At 55.8% G+C, this 25,804-nt stretch carries 25 protein-coding genes and 1 tRNA gene; 7 read left to right on the top strand and 19 right to left on the bottom strand.

Annotation, left to right across the window (positions count from 1 at the left end; all coding sequences use genetic code 11):
• Positions 1-7: 7 nt before the first annotated feature.
• Positions 8-1,249, top strand: coding sequence for an O-antigen ligase family protein (locus AAGR08_RS16740; protein WP_345827396.1), 1,242 nt, complete (start codon positions 8-10; stop codon positions 1,247-1,249).
• 38 nt (positions 1,250-1,287) lie between these two features.
• Here AAGR08_RS16740 and AAGR08_RS16735 read toward each other — a convergent pair whose 3' ends face one another.
• The gene (locus tag AAGR08_RS16735) at positions 1,288-2,214 is read right to left on the bottom strand and encodes a glycosyltransferase family 2 protein (RefSeq protein WP_345827395.1); all 927 of its coding nucleotides are present in this window, start codon (positions 2,212-2,214) and stop codon (positions 1,288-1,290) included.
• Between the two features lie 241 nt (positions 2,215-2,455).
• On the opposite strand from AAGR08_RS16735, the gene AAGR08_RS16730 reads away from it, so the two are divergent.
• Entirely contained in the window at positions 2,456-3,907 is a 1,452-nt protein-coding gene (locus AAGR08_RS16730; RefSeq protein ID WP_345827394.1) for a methyl-accepting chemotaxis protein, read from the top strand.
• A 90-nt stretch (positions 3,908-3,997) separates the two neighbouring features.
• On the opposite strand, the gene AAGR08_RS16725 is transcribed toward AAGR08_RS16730, so the two are convergent.
• The 3 genes from AAGR08_RS16725 to AAGR08_RS16715 all read right to left on the bottom strand — a co-directional run bounded on the left by AAGR08_RS16725 (position 3,998) and on the right by AAGR08_RS16715 (position 6,213).
• Positions 3,998-4,288: a DUF1330 domain-containing protein gene (locus tag AAGR08_RS16725; RefSeq protein ID WP_097095157.1), complete on the bottom strand. Its 291-nt coding sequence runs from the start codon at positions 4,286-4,288 to the stop codon at positions 3,998-4,000.
• Complete coding sequence (yghU, locus tag AAGR08_RS16720; protein ID WP_312664360.1) at positions 4,288-5,169, bottom strand: glutathione-dependent disulfide-bond oxidoreductase; 882 nt, start codon at positions 5,167-5,169, stop codon at positions 4,288-4,290. The genes AAGR08_RS16725 and yghU overlap by 1 nt, the downstream gene beginning before the upstream one ends.
• A gap of 150 nt (positions 5,170-5,319) precedes the next feature.
• The gene (locus AAGR08_RS16715) at positions 5,320-6,213 is read right to left on the bottom strand and encodes a sugar phosphate isomerase/epimerase (protein ID WP_345827393.1); all 894 of its coding nucleotides are present in this window, start codon (positions 6,211-6,213) and stop codon (positions 5,320-5,322) included.
• A 259-nt stretch (positions 6,214-6,472) separates the two neighbouring features.
• On the opposite strand from AAGR08_RS16715, the gene AAGR08_RS16710 reads away from it, so the two are divergent.
• From AAGR08_RS16710 to AAGR08_RS16700, 3 genes are all read left to right on the top strand, one after another.
• On the top strand, positions 6,473-7,501 hold the full coding sequence (locus AAGR08_RS16710; RefSeq protein ID WP_345827392.1) for a LacI family DNA-binding transcriptional regulator: 1,029 nt from the start codon (positions 6,473-6,475) through the stop codon (positions 7,499-7,501).
• A 147-nt stretch (positions 7,502-7,648) separates the two neighbouring features.
• Entirely contained in the window at positions 7,649-8,572 is a 924-nt protein-coding gene (locus tag AAGR08_RS16705; RefSeq protein WP_097095153.1) for a TIM barrel protein, read from the top strand.
• Between the two features lie 10 nt (positions 8,573-8,582).
• Positions 8,583-9,752, top strand: coding sequence for a Gfo/Idh/MocA family oxidoreductase (locus AAGR08_RS16700; RefSeq protein WP_345827391.1), 1,170 nt, complete (start codon positions 8,583-8,585; stop codon positions 9,750-9,752).
• Between the two features lie 47 nt (positions 9,753-9,799).
• On the opposite strand, the gene AAGR08_RS16695 is transcribed toward AAGR08_RS16700, so the two are convergent.
• From AAGR08_RS16695 to nac, 6 genes are all read right to left on the bottom strand, one after another.
• Positions 9,800-10,537 (bottom strand): amino acid ABC transporter ATP-binding protein, encoded by a 738-nt coding sequence (locus AAGR08_RS16695; RefSeq protein ID WP_345827390.1) that lies wholly within the window; start codon positions 10,535-10,537, stop codon positions 9,800-9,802.
• A 9-nt stretch (positions 10,538-10,546) separates the two neighbouring features.
• Positions 10,547-11,302 carry an amino acid ABC transporter permease gene (locus AAGR08_RS16690; protein ID WP_097095150.1) on the bottom strand — a complete coding sequence of 252 codons (756 nt, stop codon included), beginning with the start codon at positions 11,300-11,302 and terminating at the stop codon, positions 10,547-10,549.
• A gap of 5 nt (positions 11,303-11,307) precedes the next feature.
• Positions 11,308-12,003 carry an amino acid ABC transporter permease gene (locus tag AAGR08_RS16685; protein ID WP_345827389.1) on the bottom strand — a complete coding sequence of 232 codons (696 nt, stop codon included), beginning with the start codon at positions 12,001-12,003 and terminating at the stop codon, positions 11,308-11,310.
• A gap of 22 nt (positions 12,004-12,025) precedes the next feature.
• On the bottom strand, positions 12,026-12,778 hold the full coding sequence (locus AAGR08_RS16680) for an SDR family oxidoreductase (protein WP_097095148.1): 753 nt from the start codon (positions 12,776-12,778) through the stop codon (positions 12,026-12,028).
• Between the two features lie 153 nt (positions 12,779-12,931).
• On the bottom strand, positions 12,932-13,363 hold the full coding sequence (locus AAGR08_RS16675; protein WP_345827388.1) for a biotin/lipoyl-containing protein: 432 nt from the start codon (positions 13,361-13,363) through the stop codon (positions 12,932-12,934).
• Positions 13,364-13,471: 108 nt separating this feature from the next.
• Positions 13,472-14,395 carry a nitrogen assimilation transcriptional regulator NAC gene (gene nac, locus AAGR08_RS16670; protein ID WP_097095146.1) on the bottom strand — a complete coding sequence of 308 codons (924 nt, stop codon included), beginning with the start codon at positions 14,393-14,395 and terminating at the stop codon, positions 13,472-13,474.
• Positions 14,396-14,881: 486 nt separating this feature from the next.
• Here nac and AAGR08_RS16665 point away from each other — a divergent pair, with 486 nt between their 5' ends.
• Positions 14,882-16,084, top strand: coding sequence for a pyridoxal phosphate-dependent aminotransferase (locus tag AAGR08_RS16665; RefSeq protein ID WP_345827387.1), 1,203 nt, complete (start codon positions 14,882-14,884; stop codon positions 16,082-16,084).
• Between the two features lie 113 nt (positions 16,085-16,197).
• On the opposite strand, the gene AAGR08_RS16660 is transcribed toward AAGR08_RS16665, so the two are convergent.
• The 4 genes from AAGR08_RS16660 to AAGR08_RS16645 are packed head-to-tail and all read right to left on the bottom strand — an operon-like array spanning position 16,198 to position 19,525.
• Positions 16,198-16,968, bottom strand: coding sequence for a 5-oxoprolinase subunit PxpA (locus AAGR08_RS16660; protein ID WP_345827386.1), 771 nt, complete (start codon positions 16,966-16,968; stop codon positions 16,198-16,200).
• A 21-nt stretch (positions 16,969-16,989) separates the two neighbouring features.
• Complete coding sequence (locus AAGR08_RS16655; protein ID WP_345827385.1) at positions 16,990-17,976, bottom strand: biotin-dependent carboxyltransferase family protein; 987 nt, start codon at positions 17,974-17,976, stop codon at positions 16,990-16,992.
• Positions 17,973-18,683: a 5-oxoprolinase subunit PxpB gene (gene pxpB / locus AAGR08_RS16650; protein WP_097095142.1), complete on the bottom strand. Its 711-nt coding sequence runs from the start codon at positions 18,681-18,683 to the stop codon at positions 17,973-17,975. The genes AAGR08_RS16655 and pxpB overlap by 4 nt, the downstream gene beginning before the upstream one ends.
• Positions 18,684-18,685: 2 nt before the next feature.
• Positions 18,686-19,525, bottom strand: coding sequence for a transporter substrate-binding domain-containing protein (locus AAGR08_RS16645; RefSeq protein ID WP_097095141.1), 840 nt, complete (start codon positions 19,523-19,525; stop codon positions 18,686-18,688).
• 268 nt (positions 19,526-19,793) lie between these two features.
• Here AAGR08_RS16645 and AAGR08_RS16640 point away from each other — a divergent pair, with 268 nt between their 5' ends.
• Complete coding sequence (locus tag AAGR08_RS16640) at positions 19,794-20,714, top strand: DMT family transporter (protein WP_345827384.1); 921 nt, start codon at positions 19,794-19,796, stop codon at positions 20,712-20,714.
• Positions 20,715-20,781: 67 nt separating this feature from the next.
• Here the strand turns inward: AAGR08_RS16640 and AAGR08_RS16635 are convergent, their stop codons facing one another.
• From AAGR08_RS16635 to AAGR08_RS16615, 5 genes are all read right to left on the bottom strand, one after another.
• Complete coding sequence (locus AAGR08_RS16635) at positions 20,782-21,477, bottom strand: RraA family protein (RefSeq protein WP_345827383.1); 696 nt, start codon at positions 21,475-21,477, stop codon at positions 20,782-20,784.
• Positions 21,478-21,883: 406 nt separating this feature from the next.
• A tRNA-Phe gene (locus AAGR08_RS16630) sits at positions 21,884-21,959 on the bottom strand.
• Between the two features lie 108 nt (positions 21,960-22,067).
• Positions 22,068-22,646, bottom strand: a complete 579-nt coding sequence (locus AAGR08_RS16625) for a transcriptional regulator (RefSeq protein WP_345827382.1) — start codon at positions 22,644-22,646, stop codon at positions 22,068-22,070.
• A 66-nt stretch (positions 22,647-22,712) separates the two neighbouring features.
• A complete protein-coding gene (locus tag AAGR08_RS16620) occupies positions 22,713-24,413 on the bottom strand; it encodes a protein-disulfide reductase DsbD (RefSeq protein ID WP_345827381.1) in 1,701 nt (566 codons plus the stop codon).
• 83 nt (positions 24,414-24,496) lie between these two features.
• Complete coding sequence (locus tag AAGR08_RS16615) at positions 24,497-25,798, bottom strand: anaerobic C4-dicarboxylate transporter (protein ID WP_345827380.1); 1,302 nt, start codon at positions 25,796-25,798, stop codon at positions 24,497-24,499.
• Positions 25,799-25,804 lie beyond the last annotated feature (6 nt).

Below are 25,804 nucleotides of genomic sequence, written 5' to 3'. Positions count from 1 at the left end.
GATATTAATGTCAGTTTCTAAAATGAAAAATATCAGCATGTTGCTGCCTTGGTTGGCATTTGCCTCGCTGATCGCAATCCTTCCTATCGCCTTTCTTTATGAAAAAGGCGGGCGTTATCTCTTCTATTATTGCGCCTACTTTTCATTGACGGGCTTGGCTTTGGAAGTGTTTAAAAAAAGAGCCATTCACTTCACCGAAAGAAAATCACTTGCCATGTTAATGCTTGGCTTAGTCTTTATTGGTTGGTCATTATATGCAAAATATATGCATGGCGAGCAAGGTGAGCTTTACTTTACGGCAGGTAAAAGGTGCCTTCTTGCCTTCTTGATTATGACCTATATTTTTCATGTCTATCGTGAGAAGTATATTAATCAATCTTTAGTGATAAGATATTGCATACTGTCACTCGCCTTAGCTTTTGTTACAGCAAGTTCGTTCGCTTTCTTACAGACGTTCACCTCTGCGGATCGCGTGGTATTGGGTATAAATCGCGCTACGCTCACTGCCTATGCTTACTCCGCCGTGACGTTAGCATTAATCGCCTTTATTCTTTACTCGAAAGAAAATAAGTTTAAGAAGTTATATTTCTTAGCGGTTTCTATTATCTCACTATATGTGATTATGCTGACGCAAACTCGTTCTGCAATGGTAATACATACATTGTTTTTAGCTTATATGACATTTCGCCTGTTTGCCGTGACGCGCAATGTTAAGTTTATCAGCTTTGTCGCGGTGTTAATGTTGGTGGCAGCCGGGCTCAGTTATAAAGTTATTGAAACGCGTTTCGATACGACAGTGCAAGAGTATCGTGATTATGAGCATGGCAACGACAGAACGTCGCTGGGATCGCGTTTTACCATGTGGAAAACCGGAATATTGTCCTTTGAGAAGGCTCCTTTCGGGCAGACGCAAGTCGAGCGCAACAATTTTATAACCACCTATCTTGATGCGCACAATCAGAAGGACTCATGGGCGTTAATTTACATTAATGTTCATCTGCATAATGAATTTATTCAGTATGCTTCTTTGTTTGGGGTGCTCGGTATAGTGGTTCTGCTCTATTTCTTCTATATCTTTATCATTGCCGAGTTTAGGGCGGCGCGAAGATTAACGCCGCTTGCTGCAGCCGGTATTGCAACGCTGCTGTATGGCATGACTGATGTTGTACTAACATCAATTGAGTTTATTGCAATATTCAGCATTCTGGTGGTTCTCTTGTCTCTGATTGAAAAGAGAAGTGAACCATGAAAAAAAGGCTCCGATGAGGAGCCTTTTTTATGACGCATCTATTGAAAACCCCTGAGCTTCATTTTAAGAAACTTTTTCTTGAGGCTAAATCTCACTTTTACATCAGCCATAAATGAAACGACAGGTATTTGGTCTATCGCCTTTTTCACCACGCCTTGCTCATGTTCATCGCTAATCAATGGATAAAACTTATGTGCCAGATTAATCCAGTGGCATGAGAGCAGATTGCGATAGCGCTCCCCCAGTACAGCATCCATTTGCTGAGTCGCTTTAATGAGCATGGATATTTTATGCGCATCAAGCGCGCTGGACAGGCTCTGTCCTCTTTTAAAGTAAAGGTAGGGGCCTTGTGCAGCAAAAAATATTTTATGGCTGGCTTTGAGGATGGATGGGAATAAATACGCATCCTCATAGCAGGTGAAATCGGGGAAATGATGGTCCGCAAACAGCGATTTTTTTATGTATTGCCCAATAAAGTGGGCTTGAATTTCTCGGTGGATGAGGAATTTTTCAATCACCTGATGTTGCGTCAGCGCGGTGGTTTTCAACCCCTGCCACTGTTGAGGTGTTGATTTACCCGCATATACCTCATTAAGGGGAGTGAGAAGAATATCCGGTTGCTCTGCCTGCAAAAAATGCACAATATCAGAAAACGAATTTTGCAATAGCTGGTCGTCACCATCGAGCATGGTGATATATTGACCGCTGGCTTGGCTGACAGCGAAATTCCTGACTTTGCCAATATTACGGAATATCACGTCAACGATTTTTACATGGCTACATGAAGCGGCAAATGCATGCAGCATCTCGCTGGTATTATCCGAAGAAGAGTCATTCACCAAAACAATTTCAATCTGCTCTTCAACGCCAGTACAGGCATTTTTTAAACTGTTTAACGTCTCGGTAATAAATTTTTCGCAGTTATGCGCCGTAACCAGAACGCTAAGCGTGTAAGGTGAATCCATAATAAGTCTCTTTCCGTTACCATATCGAGGTGCATCCATTACAAATAGTACACTAGCTTTCTTCCGCGCTGCGAATGAATTCGTTTCCCTCGGCCACTGTGATAATCATCACATCGCCACATATAAGCTATTACAAAAGCTAAACTTTCATTTTCCCACGCCGATAATTTTTCACTGAATCCGTGCGCTTTGCCCCGTGCGTTTGGGGCTCTTTGATCAACTTCTGGTGTGGAAAATTGCCATGATCGCAACGCCCTTGTCAGGCCCGGACGCCGTGCCGGTAGAAATGGTTTCGCTCAAGCGTATCGCACAGCGGGCTGATCGTCTGGCGGTAATCCTCAGCTGGGCACTGTGGCCAATGGCGATCGGCGTTGGCTGGCTCAATGACAACCTTCTGGTGGCGCTGATTGGCGGTGTGGTGCTGGCGCTGTTGGCAACCTTTATTGGTACCGCACTGCGCGGCACGCTGTTTTCGCGTTTGGTTTTGTCCACGCTGTTAATTGGCTGGGCGGGTTTGCTGATTCAACTCGGCGCTGGCGAGACTGAATACCATTTTTCGGTGTTTGTGCTGATGTCGGCGCTGTTAGCATGGCGCGATATTCGTCCGATACTGATGGGCGCGGCCGCGGCGGCGACGCATCACATCTTGTTCAATTATCTGCAAGAAAATGACCTGTTTGGCGTGGTGGTGTTCCATCATCCTGGCTGGGATATGGTGCTATTCCACGCGCTGTTTGTGGTGGCGCAAACGGCCATGCTGCTGGTGATTGCGCGCCAGATGGCGGCCGATGCGCGCTCTGCCAGCGAAGTGGCTGAGCTGGCGGCACAGATCAATCAGCAAGCCGGTTATCTTACATTGCGCGCCGATACTCAGCAGAGCGCGACGCCCTTTGCCCGCACCTTCAGCACCACACTCGGCACCATGCACGGCACGTTACATCAGGTTAGCGATGGCGTTGCTCTGCTGCTAACCGAGTCCGATAGCATTCTTGCGCGTAACGCCGCGCTCTCTACGCGTACGGATGAACAGGCGCAGGCGCTGGAGGTGGCAGCCAGCGCGATGATCGAAATCAGCATCGCCGCCAGCTTAACCCGTGACAAAGCGCAGAGCGCACGCCAACTGGCAGGTGAGACCCGCGCCGTTGCCACGCGCGGCGAGGAGAATATTCAGTCGGCGATGCGCTCGATGGAAAAAATTAGCGAAGAGTCGAGGCGAGTGAAAATCATTCTGGAGCTGATCGACGGTATCGCATTTCAAACCAATATCCTGTCGCTAAATGCCTCGGTGGAAGCGGCGCGTGCCGGTAATCAGGGGCGCGGTTTTGCCGTGGTCGCCAGTGAAGTGCGCAATCTGGCGATGCGCAGCGAGAGTGCGGCGCGGGAAATTCGTCAGCTGATGGATGCCAGTGCTATCAGCACCGAGCATGGCAGCGTGCAGGTGGAACACGCGGCGCAAACCATGCGCGAGATTCATAGCAGTATTAGCGGATTATCGCAGCTGGTGACGGAGCTGTCGGAGATGAGTGAGCAGCAGAATCTGAGTATTGAGCAGATTCAGCAGAGCATTAATAGTATCGATCACAGTGTGCATCATAACGTGCAGCACGTGGCTGAAACACTGCAGGTGGCGCAGCAGCAACAGCAGCAGGCGAATGCGCTTAAGCAGGCGATTGCGTTGTTCAGGTTGGGATAAGTTAGAAGCGAGGTCGCCATGAATGGCGACCTTACGGGCTTGTAGGGTCGGCATTCATGCCGACCAGGCCAATCACCGCACCATTGCGCGTTATTCCACGCCGTTAACCAGCAATACGCGGTACTTCGCGCCTTTGAGACGATGCGCTTTGGCTTCCTGATACGCCGGGCTGTAATACCAGCCCTTCGCCGCCTCAGCGTCCGGGAACTGCAGCACGACCACGCCTTCGGCTTGTGGCCCTTCCAGCGTTTCCAGCGCACCGTAAAAAGCCAGTGGGGTAATGGGGTGGTCGCCACGCGCCTGGCCTGCTTTTTCTGCGTAAGTTGCCAGCTCGTCTTTGTCTAAGGTTTCATCCTTAATAAACACCACATAAGCCGCCATTATTTCTCACCTCTCGCCTGACGTTTGTCTTCCGTGTTGTTATCAAAATCAGCGGCATCGTGACGTTCCAGCAGCTGATCCTGCGGCTCGGCACCAAACGCACGATTTACTTTACGACCCCGAATCACCGCCGGACGCTCGGCAATCTCTTTCGCCCAACGCACCACGTTTTTATACGACTGCGCATCCAGGAATTCGCTGCCGCCATACTGATTATTCAGTACCAGATTGCCGTACCACGGCCAGGTGGCGATGTCGGCGATGGTGTATTCGTCACCGGCGAGGAAGCGATTATCCGCCAGCTGGCGATCCAGTACGTCAAGCTGACGCTTGGCTTCCAGCGTGAAGCGGTTAATGGCGTATTCGATTTTTTCCGGCGCGTAGTGATAGAAGTGACCGAAGCCGCCGCCAAGGTAAGGGGCAGAACCTTGCAGCCAGAACAGCCAGTTGAGCGTTTCCGTGCGTCCTGCCAGCGAGGTCGGCAGGAAGTGGCCAAATTTCTCTGCCAGATAGAGCAGAATGTTGCCCGATTCAAACACGCGTTGCGGCGGGGTAACCGAGTGATCGCTGAGCGCCGGAATTTTTGAGTTCGGGTTCACATCAACAAAACCGCTGGAGAACTGATCGCCATCGCCGATACGGATCAGCCAGGCATCGTACTCCGCGTCTTTCGCCCCAACCGCCAGCAGCTCTTCCAGCAGGATGGTAATTTTCTGGCCGTTTGGCGTGCCGAGCGAGTAAAGCTGCAGCGGATGTTTGCCAACTGGCAGGGTTTTCTCATGCGTCGGCCCGGCGGTTGGACGGTTGGTTTTCGCGCCGTTACCTTTGGCTTCCGGGTCCCAGGTCCAGACTTTCGCGGGCTGATACTGATGTTCCGACATAATGGTTTCGCCTTGTTGTGTTTGTATTTTTGCTGCTACTGAGTGTAGCAGCCAGTAATACAGGCGATTTAACCGCGCTGGCGGTAAGACGCAAAGTCGGATTATGTAAAGTTCTCTTGCATAAACAGCATAAGCTCGACATTGCCGACCTTAAGCTCCTTCATTTCCCAGCAGCTCACGCTCGATCAGCTCGCGCGTTTCAACTGCCTGATACTTCATCTTTTCCGGATAACCGAACAGCGCCGCAGAGATAATCGATTCGCCGCCAACCTTGAACGTGCGATGGGCAAAATTCATCTCGCGCAGTGCTTCAAACAGCGCATCGAAATTCACTTCACCTTCCCCAACTGCCACGTGCTGGTGGATAGTGGCATCTACGCCCGGCGGGTTAACAATGTAGCGGCAGTGTTTGGTGTGGTTCATGGTATCGGCAATCAGCATATGCGACAGATCGTCTCCGGCGTAATGCAGCATATTTTTCACATCGCCGACGCCTTTGTCGTAATAGAAGGTGTGCGGTGCGCTGTAGATATACTTCACGTTCTCGCTGCGGAACGACTTCACGATGTCGGCGGTTTCGTTACTTTGCTCGCAGAAATCCCACGGATGTGCCTGAATTTCGACGCGGATACCCTCACGTTCGAAGATCGGTAATAGTTCTTCCATCGAGCGATAAAACATCTCTTCACATATTTCGGGCTCGTTCGGATTACCGGAAAGCTCGGTGTTGATGACCTGCACGTTCATTTCCACGGCAATCTCGATCATGCGTTTCCAGTTCTTCACCGCAGCCTGACGCCGCAGTTCATCCGGACCAGACCAGCGATAAACGGTAATGAACGAGGAGATTTCCAGCCCGGTGGCGTTTAGCGCATTTTTGTATTCGCGCATGATTTCACGGCTGGCTTTCGGATGTTTATAGAACGGATTGATCTGTGGATGCGGCGACTGCTCGATGTACTTGTAGCCCCATTCAGCCACCTGATGCACCATGCGCGTGATGCCAAGATCTCGGATTACATCCACATCAAAAGCGATTTTCATTCTCTTCTCCTGAGCGTTAAAAGCGCACCGCATACGCTGGGTGGTGGTTCTTAAGAAAACTGATACCAAAAATTCATTCTTAATTATATTGAAATGAAATTATCAGTTTTATATTTGCGAGAACGATCAAAATAATGAGAGAAAAATTATCAAGTAATGAAATTTTTCACTGATGAGATGAGCAAGGTATTGGTGATTTTCGAGAAATAAGGGCATTATTTTTGATAGTTTATTATCATTTTTCTATGGGAATCGCTGAATGAGTAAAATCACTCTGAACGTCATCGCCGCCGCCGCAGGCGTGGGGGTGGCAACGGTTGATCGCGTATTAAACCGGCGCGCGCCGGTGCGTGCTGCCACCGAGCAGAAAGTACTGGAAGCGGCCAGTCGCCTTGGTTACCGCATCGGCCACGCGCCGCTGCTGCAGGGGGCACTGCCCACATCCAGCGTGACGCTGCGCATGGGGTTCATCCTGCTAGCAAAATCCTACTCGTTCTATCATTCGCTCACCGATGCGCTGCGGCGGCAGACACAACCCTTCCATCCGGCCGGCAGCGAACCGCTGTTTGCCTGGCATGATATTCATGATGTTGAGGCTGTCGTGGCGTCGCTGTACGCGCTGGCTGAGCAGGTGGATGCCATTGGTGTCGTGGCGCTGGACCACCCGCTGATTCGCCACGCGATTGAAACCGTGTCGCGCCAGGGAGTGCGCGTTTATGCGCTGTTTTCCAACTTCTCGCCGTGCGGCCACGCCGGTTATATCGGCTTGGATAATCAGAAAGCTGGCCGCACTGCCGGCTGGGTGGCATCGCATCTGTTGCACCAGCCTGGCTCGGTGGGCGTGCTGGTGGGCGACCATCGCTTTATCTGCCAGGAAACCAATGAAATCGGCTTCCGATCCTATCTGCGTGAGCAGGACAGCACCCGACGCGTGCTGGAGCCGCTGAAAACCAATGAAACCATTGATGGTGGCTACCAGGCAACGCGTCAGTTACTCGATGACAACCCTGATTTAGCGCTGATTTTTGCACCCTGTGGTGGCATTGAAGGCGTCATTCACGCGCTGCGTCAGCAGCCACAGCGCAAGGTGGCGTTGATCTGCCATGGTCCGGTGCAGGAGGGCGAGCTGGCGCTGATTGACGGGACCATCACGGTAATGATCCGCAATCGTATCGATGAGATGGTGGCGCGCCTGACGCAAATGGTGCAGCAGCATCATGCTGCACCTGGCGAGCATTTCACACAAATCACCCTGCCGTTCGATATTATCACGCGTGAAAACCTGTAAACCGCGCCATTGCTGACTTTGATATTTTTTCTATCATTTTAATGATGCGAAATAGTATGATCGCTATCAAAAAATGAATGTTTCACGGTTGTTGGTGATGAAATATTTATTTGATACTTGCGCCATCCACTACCGCAAGGAACGATCATGTCTATTCATATTGCTAACGCGCCCTGTAGCTGGGGCGTTGATGATCCGAACAACCCTTTCCTGCCGCCGTGGCAGAAAGTGCTGAGTGAAGCGTCGCAGGCCGGTTATAAAAGCATTGAGCTGGGACCGTGGAGCTATCTGCCGGTGGATCCTGCCGAGCTGCGTCAGCAGCTGGAAGCGCACGATCTGTCGCTGGTGGCGGGCACCCTTTTTGATGATTTGGTGAGTGAAGCCAATTTCCCGGCGATGGTTGAACTGACGCACAACATTTGCCGTAACCTGTCGCTGGTGCCCACCGCCAGCAAAATTCACGCCGACAACATACCTGCGCCTTATCTGGTGATTATCGACTTCGGCAATCCAGAACGCGCTAAATACGCCGGTCAGTCTGATAAAGCGCCGCGCCTGTCAAACGCTGACTGGCAGCGCATGATGCAGCACATCACTTCGCTGAGCCAGATCGCCTGGAACGAATATGGTGTGCGCGCGGTCATCCACCCGCATGCCGGTGGTTGCATTGAGTTTGCCGACGAGCTGCAGCAGCTGGTGGAGGACATCCCGCACGACGTGGCCGGTTTGTGCCTCGACACCGGTCATTTGTACTACTCCGGCATGGATCCCATTCCCTACCTCAGCCGCTACTGGCATCGCATTGATTACCTGCACTTTAAAGACGTCAACGACGCGGTATGGCGCGACGTGATTGCGCGCGGCGTGGATTTCTTTGCCGCCTGCGCGGAAGGCGTCATGTGCCCGATCGGCAAAGGGGCAATTGATTATCCAGCGGTGCGCGCTTTCCTCGCAGCGCGCCATTATCAGGGCTGGATCACCATTGAACAGGAGCGCGATCCGCGAGATGCCGAGACCAGCCTGCGCGACGTCACCGCCAGCCTGCACTATTTGCAATCGATTGGATTCTGAGGAGATCAGCATGATCAACGGTATTAACGTTCTGAATCGCTCGCTACGCTGGGGCATGGTGGGCGGCGGCGGTACCAGCCAGATTGGTTACATCCACCGTTCGGCGGCGACGCGCGACAACAACTTTACGCTGCTGGCGGGGGCCTTCGATATCAACGCCGAACGCGGCCGCGCCTTTGGCACCTCGCTGGGCATCGACGCCATGCGCTGCTACGCGGATTATGAAACGATGTTTGTGGCTGAGGCGGCGCGCGCGGACGGCATCGAAGCGGTATCGATCGCCACGCCGAACAACACGCATTTCAGCATCTGCCGTGCGGCGCTAAATGCGGGTTTGCATGTGGTGTGTGAGAAGCCGTTGTGTTTTACCGCCGCCGAAGCCGATGAACTGGAAAAGCTGTGCATCGAGAAGAAGAAAATTATCGGTGTGACTTACGGTTACGCCGGGCATCAGCTAATTCATCAGGCGCGCGAGATGATCGCCGCAGGTTTGCTCGGTGAGATTCGCATCATCAATATGCAGTTCGCGCACGGTTTCCATAACGAAGCGGTGGAGCTGCAGAATGAAAGCACCAAATGGCGCGTCGATCCGCGCTTCGTCGGGCCAAGCTACGTGCTGGGCGATTTGGCAACGCATCCGCTATTTATTGCTGAAACGATGGTGCCGCATTTGCAGGTGAAGCGCCTGCTGTGCAGTCGCCAGAGCTTTGTCAAAACCCGTGCGCCGCTGGAAGATAATGCCTTCGTGATGATGGAGTATGATAACGGCTCGGTCGGCACCATGTGGGCGTCGGCGGTGAATAGCGGTTCGATGCACGGCCAGAAAGTCCGCGTGATTGGTGAGAAAGCCAGTATCGAATGGTGGGACGAACAGCCGAATCAGCTGCGTTATGAAGTGCAGGGCGAGCCGGTGCAGATTCTGGAGCGCGGCATGGGTTATCTGCATCAAAGCGCGCTGGCTGACGACCGTATCGGTGCGGGACATCCGGAAGGCTTGTTTGAGGCCTGGTCAAATCTCTATCGCCGCTTCGCGCTGGCGATGGATGCCAGCGATCGCGGCGATGCGGCTTTCCTGCAGGACTTCTGGTATCCCGGCGCGCATGCTGGCTTGATGGGCGTGCGCTGGGTGGAGCAGTGCGTGAAATCCGCCGATGCGGGCGCGGTGTGGGTGGATTGTTGAATCCAGTGCAGTGATGGACCAGGTCGGCATGAATGCCGACCAGCAACTCAATGCGATCGCAAATCACTTAAGAACCGCTGCGCGCGCGGATGCTGCGGCTGGGTGAAAAACTGCTCCGGTTGCGATTTCTCCAGAATCTGCCCCTGATCCATAAACCAGATGGTGTCTGCCACGTCACGTGCAAAATTCATCTCGTGGGTGACGCACATCATCGTCATCCCTTCCTGCGCCAGACCGCGCATCACCGACAACACTTCGCCGACCATTTCCGGATCGAGCGCTGAGGTGGGTTCATCAAACAGCATCACCGGTGGTTTCATCGCCAGCGCCCGCGCAATGGCTACGCGCTGCTGCTGACCGCCGGAAAGCTGCGCCGGATAGGCATCGGCTTTATGCGATAATCCTACGCGCTCCAGCAATTCGCCCGCCTGGCGCCGCGCCTCCGTGCGCTTCACGCCGAGTACTTTCATCGGCGACATCATGATGTTCTCGGCCACGGAAACATGCGGGAACAGGTTGAAGCTCTGAAACACAAAGCCGATGCGCGTGCGCAGTTGATTGAGGCGCGTGCTGCTGCCGTGAATATCGATGCCGTCAAACACGATCTGGCCGTCATCGATTGGCTCAAGGCGATTAACGGTACGAATCAGCGTGGATTTGCCGGAGCCAGAAGGGCCGCACACTACCACGACTTCGCCGGTATTGATCTCGGCGCTCAGGTTGGTGAGCGCCTGATAGGCGCCGTACCATTTGTTGACCTGATTAAACATGATCATCGGTCCCATGGTGTTTCCTTATTGCGAAGAGGGTTTAGTCAGCATCACCGCCGGCGCTACGCTGGCGGGCTGCGGTGGAGCCTGACGGCGTTTCTGCGCAATGTGCGCTTCAAGTTTATTGGCGAGCCAGGTGAGGCTGAAGCAGATGAGGTAGTAGCTCAGCGCCACAATCGCGAACACCTGAAACGGTTTGGTCAGCAGCTGATTGCTCACCTGATTGGCGGCAAACGTCAGTTCCGGTACGTTAATCACGTAGCCCAGCGTGCTGTCCTTGATGATCGACACCAGCTGGCTCACCAGGCTGGGCAGCGTGTTGAACAGCGCTTGCGGCAGAATCACCAGGCGCAGGGTTTTGAGATGGCTCATGCCCAGCGCGCGTGACGCTTCATACTGTCCGTGCGGCAGCGCCTGAATGCCGCCGCGTACGATCTCGGCGATATAGGCGCTCTCATAAATCACCAGCGTACACAGCATGGTGGCGAATCCGCTGATGTTGTGGCCAATCAGCAATGGCACACAGAAGTAAGTCCAGAACACCACCATCATCAGCGGAATGCCGCGCAGCAGGTAAACCCAGCCGGTAGCGGGCCAGCTCAGCCAGCGCCACGGCGACAGACGCGCCAGGCCCAGCAGCACACCAATCGGAAACGCCAGCAGCACGGCCAGCACCGAGATCAGCAGCGTACAGAGCACGCCGCCAATCGGCCCGTTGGGATATTGCCCCATTAACAGCAGCATGCCGTTGTCATGCAAAATGGTGAAAATCTCAAACATCGCCATTACCTCGCATAGACGCGGTGGAAGCGGCGGGCCAGCAGCGCGCCAAGACCCATCAGCAGCAGGGAGAAGAACAGATAGCCCACGGTCGCCACGATGTAGGATTCGAAGGTGCGGAATGTCTGGTTCTCAATATCACGCGTGACATAGGTGAGATCCGCCACGCCGATCACCATCGCCAGACTGGTATTTTTAAACAGCAGCACCGTGTGGTTGATCATCGCCGGCAGCGCATTGCGAACGCCCTGCGGCAGAATCACCGCCTGCATGGCGCGCACATAACTCATCCCCAGCGCGCGCGCCGCTTCATTTTGCCCATCGGGAATGGCGCGCAGGCCGCTGCGGATATCTTCAGAGAAGTAGGCGGCCTGGCACAGGCCAAGCGCAGTGAGGGAAAACAGAAACTCGGCGTTGAAGTTATTGATCCACATCTGCAACGTCTCTGGCAGCAAGGTGGGGATCGCGAAGTACCACATCATTAGTTGAATCAGCGTCGGTACGTTTCGGTGGTAAGAGACGTAAGCTTTTACCAGGCCGACGGCGATACGGTTTTCAGTCAGGCGGATCACCACCAGCAGCAGCGCCAGTACCATTGCCAGTAGCCAGGCACCCAACGCCAGTTCAAGGGTGATCACCGTTCCGTCAACGATCATCTGGCCGTATTGGCCGGTTATCACACTGCTGAAATCGAGAGCCATACTGTTACCTCCTCATCGCAGGCTAGGCGCTGTGGTCGCCCGGTCGCATAGTGGAAAGGCCGCCCGGCACCTGCAGCGTGGGGGTGATTTCGATATTGCCGATATTCACCGCCAGCGGTGCGGCGAGCGCGAAAGCGACGCAATCGGCGATATCTTTTGCCTGCGGCAGCTCAAAGCCATCAATAAAGCGGCGACGCGCCTCTTCATGATCGCCGGATACATTGCCGAAAATATCAGTGGCGACGCGGCCCGGACAGATTTCGGTGATGCGCACGCGTTTGCCGTAGCAATCCACGCGCAGCTGGCGCGAAAGGGCGTGCACACCGGCTTTGGTGGCGTGATAGACCGAGTTGCCGTTGAAGTTGTAGATGGCGGCAATCGAGGTGATGTTGAAGACGTGGCCACGATCGCGCGCTACCATGCCCGGCACCAGCAGACGGCACAGATGCAGTACCGCGCGCAAATTGACGTCGACCTGGGTTTCAATCACGTTTTCGTCCGCCTCGAGGATGGAACCCGGGTGCGATAAGCCCGCGTTGTTGACCAAAATGTCGATTTCGAGATCGTTGCAGAGTGCGGTGAGCGCGCTGACGTCGCTGACGTCGATGGCGTGTGGGATGCAACCGGTACGATCGGCCAGGGCCGCCAGCTGCTCTTTACGGCGCGCCACCGCGTGCACGGTAATACCCTCCTGGCACAAACGCTCAACAATCGCTTCGCCCATTCCGGCAGATGCACCGGTCACCAGTGCGGTTTTGTAATCTGAAAATGGCATCAGCTTCTCCTCGTATTGTCGTCTTTTGACTGTATGCAGTTATGCCGCAAGGGCATAAGACATAAAAATTTTGAGGCGATAAGCGCCCCTTATAACGCTGTGCTGCTGGCCCAGGTGCGCATGAATGCGCACCCTACGTCGTAGGGTTGCCATTCATGGCGACCGATGCGGCTCAAGCGTCAGAATTCCCTCGTCATATTCCACCGCAGAAAGATGTTCAGCCGTGAGCGACCGGATCGTGCCGTTGGCGGGGCTGCGTACCGGCACATACAGCGGCCCAACCTGTACCAGCGCCACGATGTCACCGGCCTGCACCCATTGGTCGACCGCCACAAAATCCTGCTGGCTCTGCGGATGACGGCGCAGCAGCGTGCCGGGCATCGGTGCGCCGATACGTTGTGTTATGAGGGAAGTTTCCGGGGAGGGAACCATCGCGGGTACGGGCAACGGCGCGGACGGCGTGGCGGCAAAGGTTAACCGCACCGAGCAGTGCTTACCATCGAGCGCCAGGCTGCTCAACCCGGCGGTTTGCATCTTGCGCGCCAGGGCGCGCAGCGTTGGAAGCGGTATTGCGGTTTTATCCATAAACGTCCCGTCAAAGCGAACATGCCCGCCGCTGCGGGCAAAATCGTAATCTAGCGCGTTCGTTCAACGGGCAGTAAGAGGGTTTCGCTTTACGGCAATAAGCGGGTCTTATCCCACCAGCGTCAGCGGATAATTCTCGACGTTGCGGCGTGACATCAGCGACAGCAGGATTGATTTCACCGCTTCAGCCGGCTGCGACAGCGGCAGGTGATCCGACATGCAGAACGACAGCGAAACCTGCACATCCGGATCGACGATCTTCGCCATCCACGCATCGCCGCTTTTCAGCATCGCCCGGGCGGCGGATTCCGGCATGATGGTGGTACCGAGACCGGCGCTGAGCGCGGCATTCAGCGTCGTTTGTGATTCGATCTCGCATTTCACGCGATACTGCAGATTGTTATGCACAAAGGCATCGTCGAGCACTTTGCGCATGATGTTGTAGACGCGCGGCAGGAACAGATCGTACTGCGCTACCTGCGCCAGCGGGATCTCTTTTACCGGCTGCGCGAGGCTGAACGGACAGACGAAGTAGAGATCCTCTTTCATCAGCGGCATAAAGCGCAGCCCGTGGATGGTGCGATGATCATAAATCACCGCCATGTCCATGCGGCCGTTCATGATCAGCTCGCTCAGCGTGGTGCCGAAGTTCTCATTGAAATAGAGCACAATGCCGGGATGCTGCTGCTGCACTTCCATCATCAGCGGCAGGGCAAGATTTTGCGCAGCGGTGCCCGGCGCTAAGCCGACCGAAACGCTGCCGCTCAGCGACGCGCCCACCAGCTCAATGGCGCTTTGTGCCTGCTCGCACTGGCGCAAAATGGCCTGCGCGTGGGAATAGAGCGTTTTACCCGCTTCGGTCGGCGTCACGCCGCGCTTGGTACGAATGAGCAGTTGCTGATTCACTTCCCCTTCCAGCGTAGCCAGCTGCTGGCTGAGCGCAGGTTGGGCAATATGCAAAATATCGGCGGCCTGAGTCAGGCTGCCTACATCAACAATTTTAACAAAGTACTTGAGGCGACGAAGATTCATGGACACTTCCTCCAACAGAACGCATATCGGTTATTAAGCAAAGTTGATGCCAAAATAAGCTTTCGCGATAGAACTCAGACAGGAGGGTAGAGCCACAGTGCCTCCTAAGGCTGGTGCTGAGTTGACGAGTCGCCGTGACGGCGCGTGCTGAACAGCCACCTGTGCACTGGTATGGTGCGAGTTACCCATTAGATTTGTCGATGATGGGCGGTATCAACCTGCCGGTGCGCACGGTAATCAGCCCCTAAAAGTAACACTCTATTAACATTGCGTCAGGCGCTGGCGCGTGACCTGCCGCCCATTTTCCTATCAGGCGCGCGACCTTTATGGCAAAAGTGTGCGGTCGGTTCAGTCATCGCTTTGTGTTATATCACCACAACAAAGCACTATTAACCGCCGCTTCGGGCAAAAACCTATTCTCTGTTAAACGTCGTGTCTGCGGCTTGCTGCGGACCGTTCATGCTGACACTGAGCCAGGATTAACTCATGCCCGAGATAGCCGATAGATTAAAGAATGTCACCGTTTCTGCCTCCGTTGCCATGACCCAAAAAGCGCGCGATCTCGCCGCGCAGGGGATTGATGTGGTGGCGCTTTCCACTGGCGAACCCGATTTCCCCACGCCGCCGCATGCGATTGACGCGGCTTACGCCGCTGCGCGCGGCGGCGATACGCGCTATCCGCCCACGGATGGCACCCCTGCGCTGCGCAAGGCGATCCAGCTGAAATTCAAACGCGATAATCAGCTGGATTATGACGTCAGCCAGATCCTCACCGCCGGTGGCGCCAAGCAGATCATCTTTAACGCCATCATGGCGACCATCAATCCGGGCGACGAAGTGGTGATCCCCACGCCGTCATGGATCAGCTATGCCGATATCGTCAAATTCGCTGGTGGCATTCCGGTGGCGCTGCCGTGTGCGCAGGAGAACGGCTTTAAACCGCTGCCTGCCGATCTCGATGCCGCCATCACCGACAAGACCAAATGGCTGCTGCTCAACTATCCGAGTAACCCAACCGGTTCGGTGGCGACCAAAGCGGAGCTGCAAGCGCTGGGCGAGGTGCTGCTGCGCCATCCGCAGGTGTGGATCATGACCGACGATATCTATGAGCACCTGATTTATGACGAGGTGCGCTTCTACACGCTGGCGCAGGTTGAGCCGCGCCTGTTTGACCGCGTGCTGACGGTGAATGGTGTGTCGAAAGCCTATTCGATGACCGGCTGGCGCCTGGGCTTCTGTGGCGGTCCGGCGCCGTTGATTAACGCGATGAGCAACGTTAATACACAGAACAGCGGCGGCGTCTGTACCTTAACGCAGGCGGCAGCGGTGGCGGTGCTGGCAGGTCCACAGGATCTGTTGCAGGAGCGTGCACATATCTATCGTGAGCGCCGTGACTACGTGCTGGAGCGTCTGACCTCGATTGATGGTCTGCGCTGCCACAGGCCGCAGGGGGCGTTTTATCTGTTCGTCAATATCGCCGGATACCTTGGCAAAACCAGCGCCGGTGGTCGGCTGATCGCGAATGACGCGGATTTTGTGCTGGCGTTAATTGAGGAGCAGCACGTGGTGACAGTGCAGGGCGCGGCGTACGGTATGAGCCCGTTTATTCGGTTGTCGTATGCAACGAGCATGGAACGATTAGAGACGGGATGCGATCGCATAGCGGCGTTTTGCGAAGGCTGCGTTTAATGTCCTGGTCGTCATGCATGACGACACTACCTATCACCTCGTAGGGTCGCCATTCATGGCGACCAGGTGCGCATAAATGCGCACCCTACGAAATACCATGTACAAATTTCGGGTTATTGCGCTAACACTTGTGCGGCCGGGGCGACCTGATGGCCGCTGGCTTCAATTTCGCTGCGCACAATGGTGGCGAGCGTCAGTGAACCGGGCGTGTCGCTGTGAACCAGAATCGAACGCGCGCGTATGGCAACCTCCTCGCCTTCTATCGTCGTGACCGTGCCGTGCTGCAAAAACTGACGCACGCGGGCGCGCAGCGCGGCTTCCTCTTTGATCACCGCACCGGCAATGCCGCGTGGCACCAGAAGACCTTGCGCGTCATAAGCGCGGTCCGCCAGAAATAGCGTGAGCGTTTTCAGGCCTGCGGCCTGCGCGGCGGCTTCGATGAGCGTATCAGGTTGAGCAAAGACGATCAGATCGCTATTGATGCGCGCCACTAATTCCATCACCTGTTGCGCCAGCGCGGCGTCGCGGTTGACGAGGTTGCCCATCGCGGCGTGGAAGCTTAGGTGCGACACGTGCGTGCCTTCCGCGCGGGCAATCGCCGTAAGTGCACCGAGCTGATACGCCACCTGCTGGCAAATCTCTTCGCTGCTAAATGGCAGCTCGCGGCGGCCAAAACCCTGACGATCGGGCAGCCCTGGATGTGCGCCAATGCCGACGCCATGCTCTTTCGCCAGCCGCACCATGTTGGTCATGATCGCCGGATCGCCTGCGTGGAAGCCGCAGGCAATATTGGCCGATGACACCACTTGCATCAGCGCGGCGTCATCGCACAGCTGATAAACGCCGAAGCCTTCACCCATATCGGAATTGACATCAATCTTCATGCTTAGGGTTCCTTGTGCGGATTAAACGGTTAGCGCTCTACGCAGTGGCTGGCAGCTGAGGCGCAGCCGATTCAGCCAGCGTGCCACTTCCTGTTCGATGGCGATCGCTTCGCGCGCATCGCTCTGGATCAGCTGGATCGATTGACCCGGCAGCACCTGGCCCAGTCGCCACAGATCCTGCTCGATCACTCCGGCGATCTTCGGATAACCGCCAGCGGTGTTGGCATCGCTCAGCTGGATAATCGGTTCTCCCCCCGGCGGCACCTGCACAATGCCGGGGATCAGCCCATAGGATCGCATCTCAATGGTTTCAGAGGGGAAAATGGGCGCGCCCGCCAGCCGATAGCCGGTGCGATTGCTTTGATTGGAGACTTGCCACGACTGCTGCCAGAAACGTGCGGCATCGGCGGCGAACAGCGCATATTCGCCGGACGGAATGGCGCGCAGCTGAATGTCACCGGCGCTGTTACGCGGAAAATGCGCATGCAGCGCGCTGTCCGGCGGCTCAATTCCGATGCCGCTTACCGGCAGCGGCGGGACGCGGCTTTCGCCCAGCGCCAGCCGATCGCCACGCTGCAGCGGGCGTCCATCAACACCCCCGAAACCGCCGCGCAGCGCGGTACTGCGCGAGCCGAGCACCAGCGGCACATCAATCCCGCCGGCGACACACACATAGCCACGCGCGCCGCTGCGTGGATAGCGCAGCTCCAGTACCTGTCCGGCGCGCACGCCGCAGCCCCACCATGGCGGCAGCGGCGTACCATCCAGCGTGGCGCGGCAATCGGCACCGGTCACCGTGATGCTGCTGTCCTGCAGAAAACGCATGCGAAAGGGGAACAGCTGCACTTCAAGCGCCGCTGCGTTCTCATCGTTGCCCAGTAACAGATTGCCAGCGCGCAGCGCCAGCGCATCCATGGCGCCGCTCACCGATACGCCCATGTGGCGGAAGTTGAAGCGTCCAAGATCCTGGACTGTATTCAGCGCACCGCTCTGTTCGATCTCAATCACAGCTCAATCCTCTGCGGCAGAAAACGGATACGATCGCCCGGCGCCATCAGCGCAGGGGAATCCGCCAGTGGATCAAATACCGTTAACTCGGCAAACCCAATGGCGTTCCAGCCGTTTGGGCCGGTCAACGCCGAGACGCCCGCCTGCGCGCCGCCGATGGTGACGGTGCCTTTCAACATGCTCAGCGACGGTACTTTCTTGCGCGGCGTCGCCAGTTGCGGATCTAAGCCATGCAGATAGCCAAAGCCCGGTGCGCTGCCCAGTGCAAACACCGTATATTCGCTCTGGTGATGCAGGCGCACAACCTCACGGGGGGATAATCCGGTGTGATGACACACGGCAGCAAGATCGGTGGCGTGTTCACCGCCGTAATGCACCGGAATTTCAATCAGTTTTCCCTGCGGGCTAATGGCCTGCGCCTGATCCCAGGCAGCATGCAATTGCTTGCGCACAGCGTTTTCATCAAGGGGAATATGGCGGAACAGCACCAGCAGATTGGTGACGCCGGGGATCAGCGCTTCAATCGCTTCATCGGCGTGCAGCAGACGCGCCAGTGACCAGATGCGGCGCTGTGCCGGAAGATCGAATCCACCCGGCGCTTCCACCAGCCAGGCGCGTGCGCCAATGGTCGAGAGCTTAATGTCAGAGGAGCAAGCCAACGCAGGGGCGCTGGCGGACGGGACCGCAGAGTGCGACATCACGGGCATGGTTATTCCAGCGGTTCAAATTTCAGACTGGCGAGCGGCTGCACGCGCTCTTCGCGCACCATTTTGTACTCCGTATTCGGACCGATCCAGGTGTCCCAAATCTTGTCGATGGTGCCATCATCGTCCATCGCCTTCAGGCTGCTGTTGACGCTGGCCAGCAACGCCGGTTCGTCACGCTTCATGCCGATACCAATCGGCTCCAGCGCCATCGGTTCCTTGATCATCGCCAGATTGATACCGTCCTTTTTCGCCTGCGCAATGGTTTTGATACCGGTCATGGTGTTGGTGACGAAGCCCACTGATTTATTCTGCTCGAGCGCGAGGAAGGCAGACGCCGAATCCTGGAAGGTGACGGCTTTGCCGCCTTTGATATGGATCGACTGCTCAGAGGTGGTGCCTTTGGTGGCGCTGATACGTTTGCCCTGGAAGTAGCTCAGCGGCTTATCGGCCAAAGGCGCTTTGACCAGCAGCATCTCTTTGGCGACGTAATAGGGATCGCTGAACTGAATCTGGTTGCCGCGCGTTTTGGTGTAGGCAAGGTTGGCGATCAGCACATCGGCGCGGCCAGTGGCGATTACCGCAATGCGCGCTTCAACTGAGGTGGGCACCAGCGTCAGCTTGACGTTCATCTGCTTCGCCAGCGCGTTACACAGATCGATATCCATCCCCGCCAGCTGACGCGTTTTCGGGTCCGGAGAAGAGAAGGGCGGGACGTCTGAATAGACGGCGCACTTCAGCTCGCCGCTGGATTTGATGTTCGCCATCATGTCTGCATGCGCAGCCGAAATAGCCAGCAGCGGCAGCAGTGCCAGCCCGATGGTGGTAGGTCTTTTCATGGTCATGTGAACTTCCTCAATGATGAATACCACGGCGTCACCGGGACGGAGCGCCTGCGTTCTCGCTGTTCTGGACTATATCGGCTTTGTTTTCAGACGAAAAAGAGGGAAACCCTGTTATGCGATAGCGAAAAAATATGACCACGGGGACATAAGTTCTTTCTATTCAGGCAGAGCGAAAAAGTGTTATCCAGCGCACACTTTTCTCGCCACGCTGCACGCATGTCCTCTCGGCAGTCCCGCCGATTGCACGTGGTAGAGAGAATAGAGAAGCATGAATGCCCGATTAGGCGTGTTACTGAAGATTTTGGCTGCGCTGTGCGCCACATTGATGCTGGCGTGTGTAAAAGGATTGAACGGCGCGATCCCTACCGGTGAAGTGATTTTTTTCCGCAGTTTTATCGCCCTGTTTCCGCTGTTGATATGGCTAAAAGCGCAGGGTAAGGTGCTGGAAAATCTCAAAACGCGTAACCTGTTTGGCCACTTTATTCGCGGTTTCTCCGGCACCGGCGGCATGTATTTTAACTATCTGGCGCTGGTGTATATCTCGCTGGCCGATGCGACGGCGCTGAGCTACGCAGCACCGCTGTTTACGGTCATTTTGGCGGCGATGCTGCTTAAAGAGCGGGTGCGGATGTCGCGCTGGGTAGCGGTGGTGGTGGGGTTATCAGGCATTGTGATCATGCTCTCATCAAGTTTGAGTGCCAGCGGGGCACTCTTCTCTGGCGGCACCCGCGACGCAACAGCCAGCCTCGGCGTGGCGTTTGCATTGCTTGCGGCCCTCTGTTCGGCCACCTCTAACGTGCAGATCCGTTTTCTCAACGGCATTGAGAAGCCCGGTGCGATTGTGTTCTATTTCTCGCTGATGACCACCCTTATCGGCCTGGCAACGGCGCTGTTCGGCTGGACCACACCCAATGCGTTGCAGCTGTTATTGCTGGTGGGCTGCGGCTTGTTTGGTGGCCTGGCGCAGATCCTGGTCACGCTGAGCCTGCGCTACGCTGATGCCTCGCTGCTGGCGCCGTTCGATTACACCACGCTGGTGTGGTCGATGCTGATTGGCTATCTTTTTCTGCATAGTTTACCGGGCAGCACGACCTTGTTGGGGGCGTCAGTGGTGGCGCTGGCCGGCATTTTCGCGGTGTGGCGTGAGAATCGCCAGCGTAAATTGGCGATGGTGAGCAGTACGCCTTAGCAAGGTGCGTATTGCGGCAGGGTGCGCAGGAATGCGCACCCTACAAGGGGGAAACATTGGCATTGCGTTAACGAAACACATCATCAATGATTTCAACCTGCTTGCTGCGCAGCGTTTCCGCCAGCCAGCTGCGCTCCAGCGCGCCGGTTTTCGCCAGTTCAAAGTTCTGTTCATCAACAATGAGATAAGCCTGCGCGGCTTCGAGAATGCGCGCCGCATCCTGGCGTGGAATGACAATCACGCCATCTGCGTCGCCCAGCACAATATCGCCTGGGGAGACGTGGATTTTGCCGCAGGCAATTGGCACGTTGATTTCCCCCGGGCCATCCTTGAACGGACCGCCCGGCGTGTGGCCTGCGGCGTAGATCGGGAAATCCATGCGGGATAACCCTTCGATATCGCGTACCGGACCATCCAAGACAATGCCTTCCATGCCGCGTTGTTTGGCGTAGGTCGCCATTACTTCACCCATCAATGACTGGCTGCGATCGCCTTCATTCGACAGGATGATCACATCGTTACGGCCCGCCATGTCTAACGCTTTGTGCAGCATCAGGTTGTCGCCAGAGCGGGCTTTGACCGTAACGGCCAGGCCGCACATCACTGGCTGGCGCGGCGCGGTTTTCAGACTGATCTCGGCCGAGAGTGCGGGTAAGCGGCTCATGCAATCGGCTACCACCGCAGCCGGTAAACAACGGAATGCTTCCAGCAGCGGTTCGGCATCGGTGGGACGACGTAAATAGATTCGGTTTCCTGCGCTCATATTTATTCTCCTGTTAGAAACGTGTTTGGCGATATTTAACGGGTAATTTAAATGGAAAATAAAATTGCTTATTATTTTATTTTTTAGAGGACATGTCGGGCGCTAACACGCTGAATCAGCGGGTTAATGAAAAGCTTATGTGATTGGGTGAGAGATGGCTATCGCATGTTACGGCTAACAAAATCAGGATCACGAATTAATATTTTAGTGTTATTTAACCTGCTGATAATTAATTTTATTGGATTTTATTATGGTCAGATAGATTAAAAATATTGGCAGAGTGAAAATATAGAAATAATTAATGCCGAATGATGGAATGTTTTAAGAGAGAGGGGAAGAGTTGTCGAGAAAAACTGGCAGGCGCAGAAAAGCAAAAACCCAGCCATAAGCTGGGTTTTCTAAATGTTGGTGCCCGGACGCGGAATCGAACCACGGACACGGGGATTTTCAATCCCCTGCTCTACCGACTGAGCTATCCGGGCAACGGGGCGCATTAAACCCTAATGGCTCACAGCCGTCAACGGCTTTCGTCAAAAAAACGTAGCAATCGTGATTGATTGCTGGCTTTTCAGACAAGATGGATAAAAAGGCTACGCCAGTGCGCCATTCTGACGACACAGCGCAATGCCGAGCACATCTTCCGCTAAGCGGCGCGCCGTTTCCACATCCTGTACGTTGCGTTTCACCAGCAGTTTGCTCAGGCAACCTTCCAGAATCAACTCCATCTGATCGGCCACCATGGTGGGATTATCCAGCGCTAAATCGACCAGAATTTCATGGGTAAACTGCCAGGAGCTGCGTTTTTGCTGTTCGGCTAACTGATGGACGGGCTGATCGGGCTGCGGGTAGAAACTACAGGCGGCGATAAACAAACAGCCCGGAAAGCGGCCTTTGCTAACGTATTCGCTTAGCACTTCGTAGCGCGCCAACAGCTTTTGTTCGGCGCTGAGATGGTCATTGAGTTGAACCTGGCGGCGCCAGCTATCAATTTGCTGGCCGTGATAGCGCAATGCGTCGTAGAGCAGGGCGTCACTATCGGGCCAGAAGCGCGTGAGCTGCTCCGCTTCAAGGCCGCTTTCGCCCGCCAGCTGCGCTAAGGACGTGGTGGCGGCCAGGCCGCTCTGTTCGAGCACATTCAGCGCATGCTCGAGTATTTGTTCACGTTGCAAGTGACTCTCCTCTGGAATGCGGGCCCGCTCGAGGACGAACGGGCAGTGTCCTGCAGACAGTGTCGTTTAACGCGACACATTGTGCAAATGCGCACGGAAATCGGCGGCGTTAAGGAAGCCGGTAACACGCGAATCGGGAATCTCGTTGCCTTGCGCATCGAAGAACAGAATGGTCGGCAAGCCTAACACCTGCAGATGCTGAAGCAGCGCATTGTCCTGCGCGTTGTTGGCGGTGACATTGGCCTGCAGCAGCTGCACCTGGCTCAGCGCGCTACGCACGCCATCGTCGCTAAAGGTGTATTTCTCGAACTCCTTGCAGGCGACGCACCAGTCGGCATACAAATCGACCATGGTGATGCGGCCCTGCGCCTGCTGTAGCGCGCTCTCGAGCTGATCGCTGCTGCTGATGGTGTGGAACGGCAGATGCGCCACGGCTTGCGCGCTACTGCCGCTGCCAAATGCCCAATCCTGTAAGGGGCGAGCGCTGACGAGCGCAGCGGCCAGCATGATGATCTGCAGCACCCGCCATTTGCCGGTCGCCCGCAGGCTGAGGCTGAATGCCCAGGCGAAAAACGCCACGCCGAGCAGGCTCCACAGACGTAAGCCCCACATATCGCCAATGACTCGTTCCAGCAGAAAAACCGGCAGCGCCAGAATCACAAAGCCAAAGCCCTCTTTCACCGTTTGCATCCACGGCCCACTTTTCGGCAGCAGCTTGTTGCCAAACATCGTCACGGCAATCAGCGGCAGGCCCATGCCGAAGGCGTAAAGCCACAGCGTGCCGGCACCGGCCCACAGATTTCCGCTCTGTGCGATATACAGCAGAATGGCGCTAAGCGGCGCGGTGGTGCAGGGCGAACAGATCAAACCTGCCAAAGCCCCCATCATAAACACGCCCGGCAGCGACCCGCCTTGCTGACGATTGCTCCACAGGGTGAGGCGGGTTTGCAGGCTGGAAGGCAACTGCAGCGAGAACAAGCCAAACATCGACAGCGCCAGCACGATGAACAGCGCCGATAAGCCAATCAAGACGTAAGGATGCTGTAGCGCCGCCTGGAAGCGTAACCCCGCTGCCGCGACCACCATGCCGAGCACGGTGTACGTCAGCGCCATGCCCTGCACGTAGACCATCGCCAGCGCAAACAGCCGTCCCATGGAATAACGGCGCGGGCCACCCAAAATGATGCTGGAGATCAGCGGATACATCGGCAGCACGCACGGCGTGAAGGCCACGCCAACACCAATCAACAGCGCCCACAGCGGGGAGAACGGCAGCGGCGTGCTGTGATTCGTTGGCTGCGCGCTGGCTGCGGGCGCATCCTGATTGGCGGCCACTGCACTTAGCGGCACACTGCGGGTTTCGGGGGGATAACAAAATCCAGCGGCAGCGCAGCCTTGATACGTCACGGTGACGGTCGCACCTGCATCGGCCTGGCGCAGGGTGATCGGCAGCTGCAGATCCTGCGGATAGATTTCACTTTTGCCGTAGAACTCATCTTCGTGCGGCTGGCCCGGCGGCAAGCTAAGGGGAGAAATCTGCGCCTTGTGCGGCGTGACGTGGATTTGCTGGCGATAAAGATAGTAGCCATCCTTCACCTTCCAGCTTAGCGTCAACTGATTTCCCTGCTGGCTGAAATCAAAGGCAAAGGCCTGATCGACCGGTACAAAGCGGCTGTTGTTGTTGGATGGGAAGAGTGAGGCTTGTGCCGGAAGGCAGAAGACCAGCGCCAGGCAAAAGCCGGCAAGGCGAAAGAGTCGTGCAGCCATAACGAATGAATCAGCTCCGGTGGCGAATAAGCCGCGATGATAGCACGGCCGCCTCGCCACGAGGTTTTCAGGATGTAACGGCGCTACAGGATCAGGCTGCCGAACAGGAAGCCAAACGCCACCGAGAAGGCAATCGCCAACACGCCGGGGATAATAAAGGAGTGATTGAACACAAACTTGCCGATACGGGTTGAGCCCGTGTCATCCATTTCCACCGCCGCCAGCAGCGTCGGGTAGGTTGGCAGCACGAACAGCGCGGATACCGCAGCAAACGAAGCCACCGCCGCCAGCGGCGACACACCAAGCATCAGCGCGGCGGGCATTAAGGCTTTGGTGGTCGCGGCTTGCGAATAGAGCAGCGTGGCGGCAAAGAACAGCACCAGCGCCAGCATCCACGGATAACTTTGCAACATATCGCCGGCCAGGGTTTGGATATCGGCCAAATGCGCTTTAACAAAGGTATCGCCCAGCCAGGCCACACCCATCACGCAGATACAGGCGCTCATGCCGGATTTAAAGGTGCTGGCGCTGAGAATTTCACCGGTATCGACTTTGCAGGTCAGGCAAATCAGCGTGGCAACGGTGAGCATAAATACCACGATAGCTTCGTTGCGCGGCAGCACGGGATTGCTGATCAGCCCAACGCTGTCGCTGATCGCCGTGGCATACAGTACCACCGCGGCGATACCGATCAGGAACAATAGCACTGCGCGTTTCGCCCCGGGTTTGAGGTGGTAAACCTGCTCACCGCGTAGCTTCACCTCGCCCTTTGCTAAACGCGCCTGATACACCTCATCCTCTTTGAGCTCTTTGCCAAGGAAGCTGGTGATGACGGCAGCACAGAAGATTGCCGCCATGGTTGACGGCAGCGCTACGCCGAGCAGCGCCAGATAACTCACGCCGTGTGGCTCGAGGACGGAAGCGAAAAACACCACCGCAGCCGAAAGCGGCGAGGCGGTGATGGCGATTTGCGAAGCAACGACGGCAATCGACAGCGGACGAGAAGGGCGCACGCCTTGCTCTTTTGCTACTTCGGCAATCACCGGCAAGGTGGAGAAAGCGGTGTGGCCGGTGCCAGCCAGCAGCGTCATGACATAGGTCACCAGCGGCGCAAGGAAGGTAACGTAGCGGGGATGGCGACGCAGCAGGCGTTCTGCTAATCCCACCAGATAATCCAGGCCGCCGGCGATCTGCATCGCCGCGATCGCCGCAATGACTGCCATGATTATTTCGATCACATCAAACGGGATGGCACCGGGTTTAAGGCCGCAAAACAGCGTCAGCGCCAGCACACCCAAGCCGCCCGCGAAACCAATGCCGATGCCGCCCAGTCGCGCACCGAGCCAGATCGCCAGCAGCACAATCATCAACTCTACTATTACCATTCGTTC

It is taken from the genome of Pantoea sp. BRR-3P (assembly GCF_039621635.1).
Lineage (GTDB): Bacteria > Pseudomonadota > Gammaproteobacteria > Enterobacterales > Enterobacteriaceae > Pantoea > Pantoea floridensis.
Note: the sequence above shows the minus strand (reverse complement) of the source record. Positions and strands in the feature narration are given on the sequence as shown.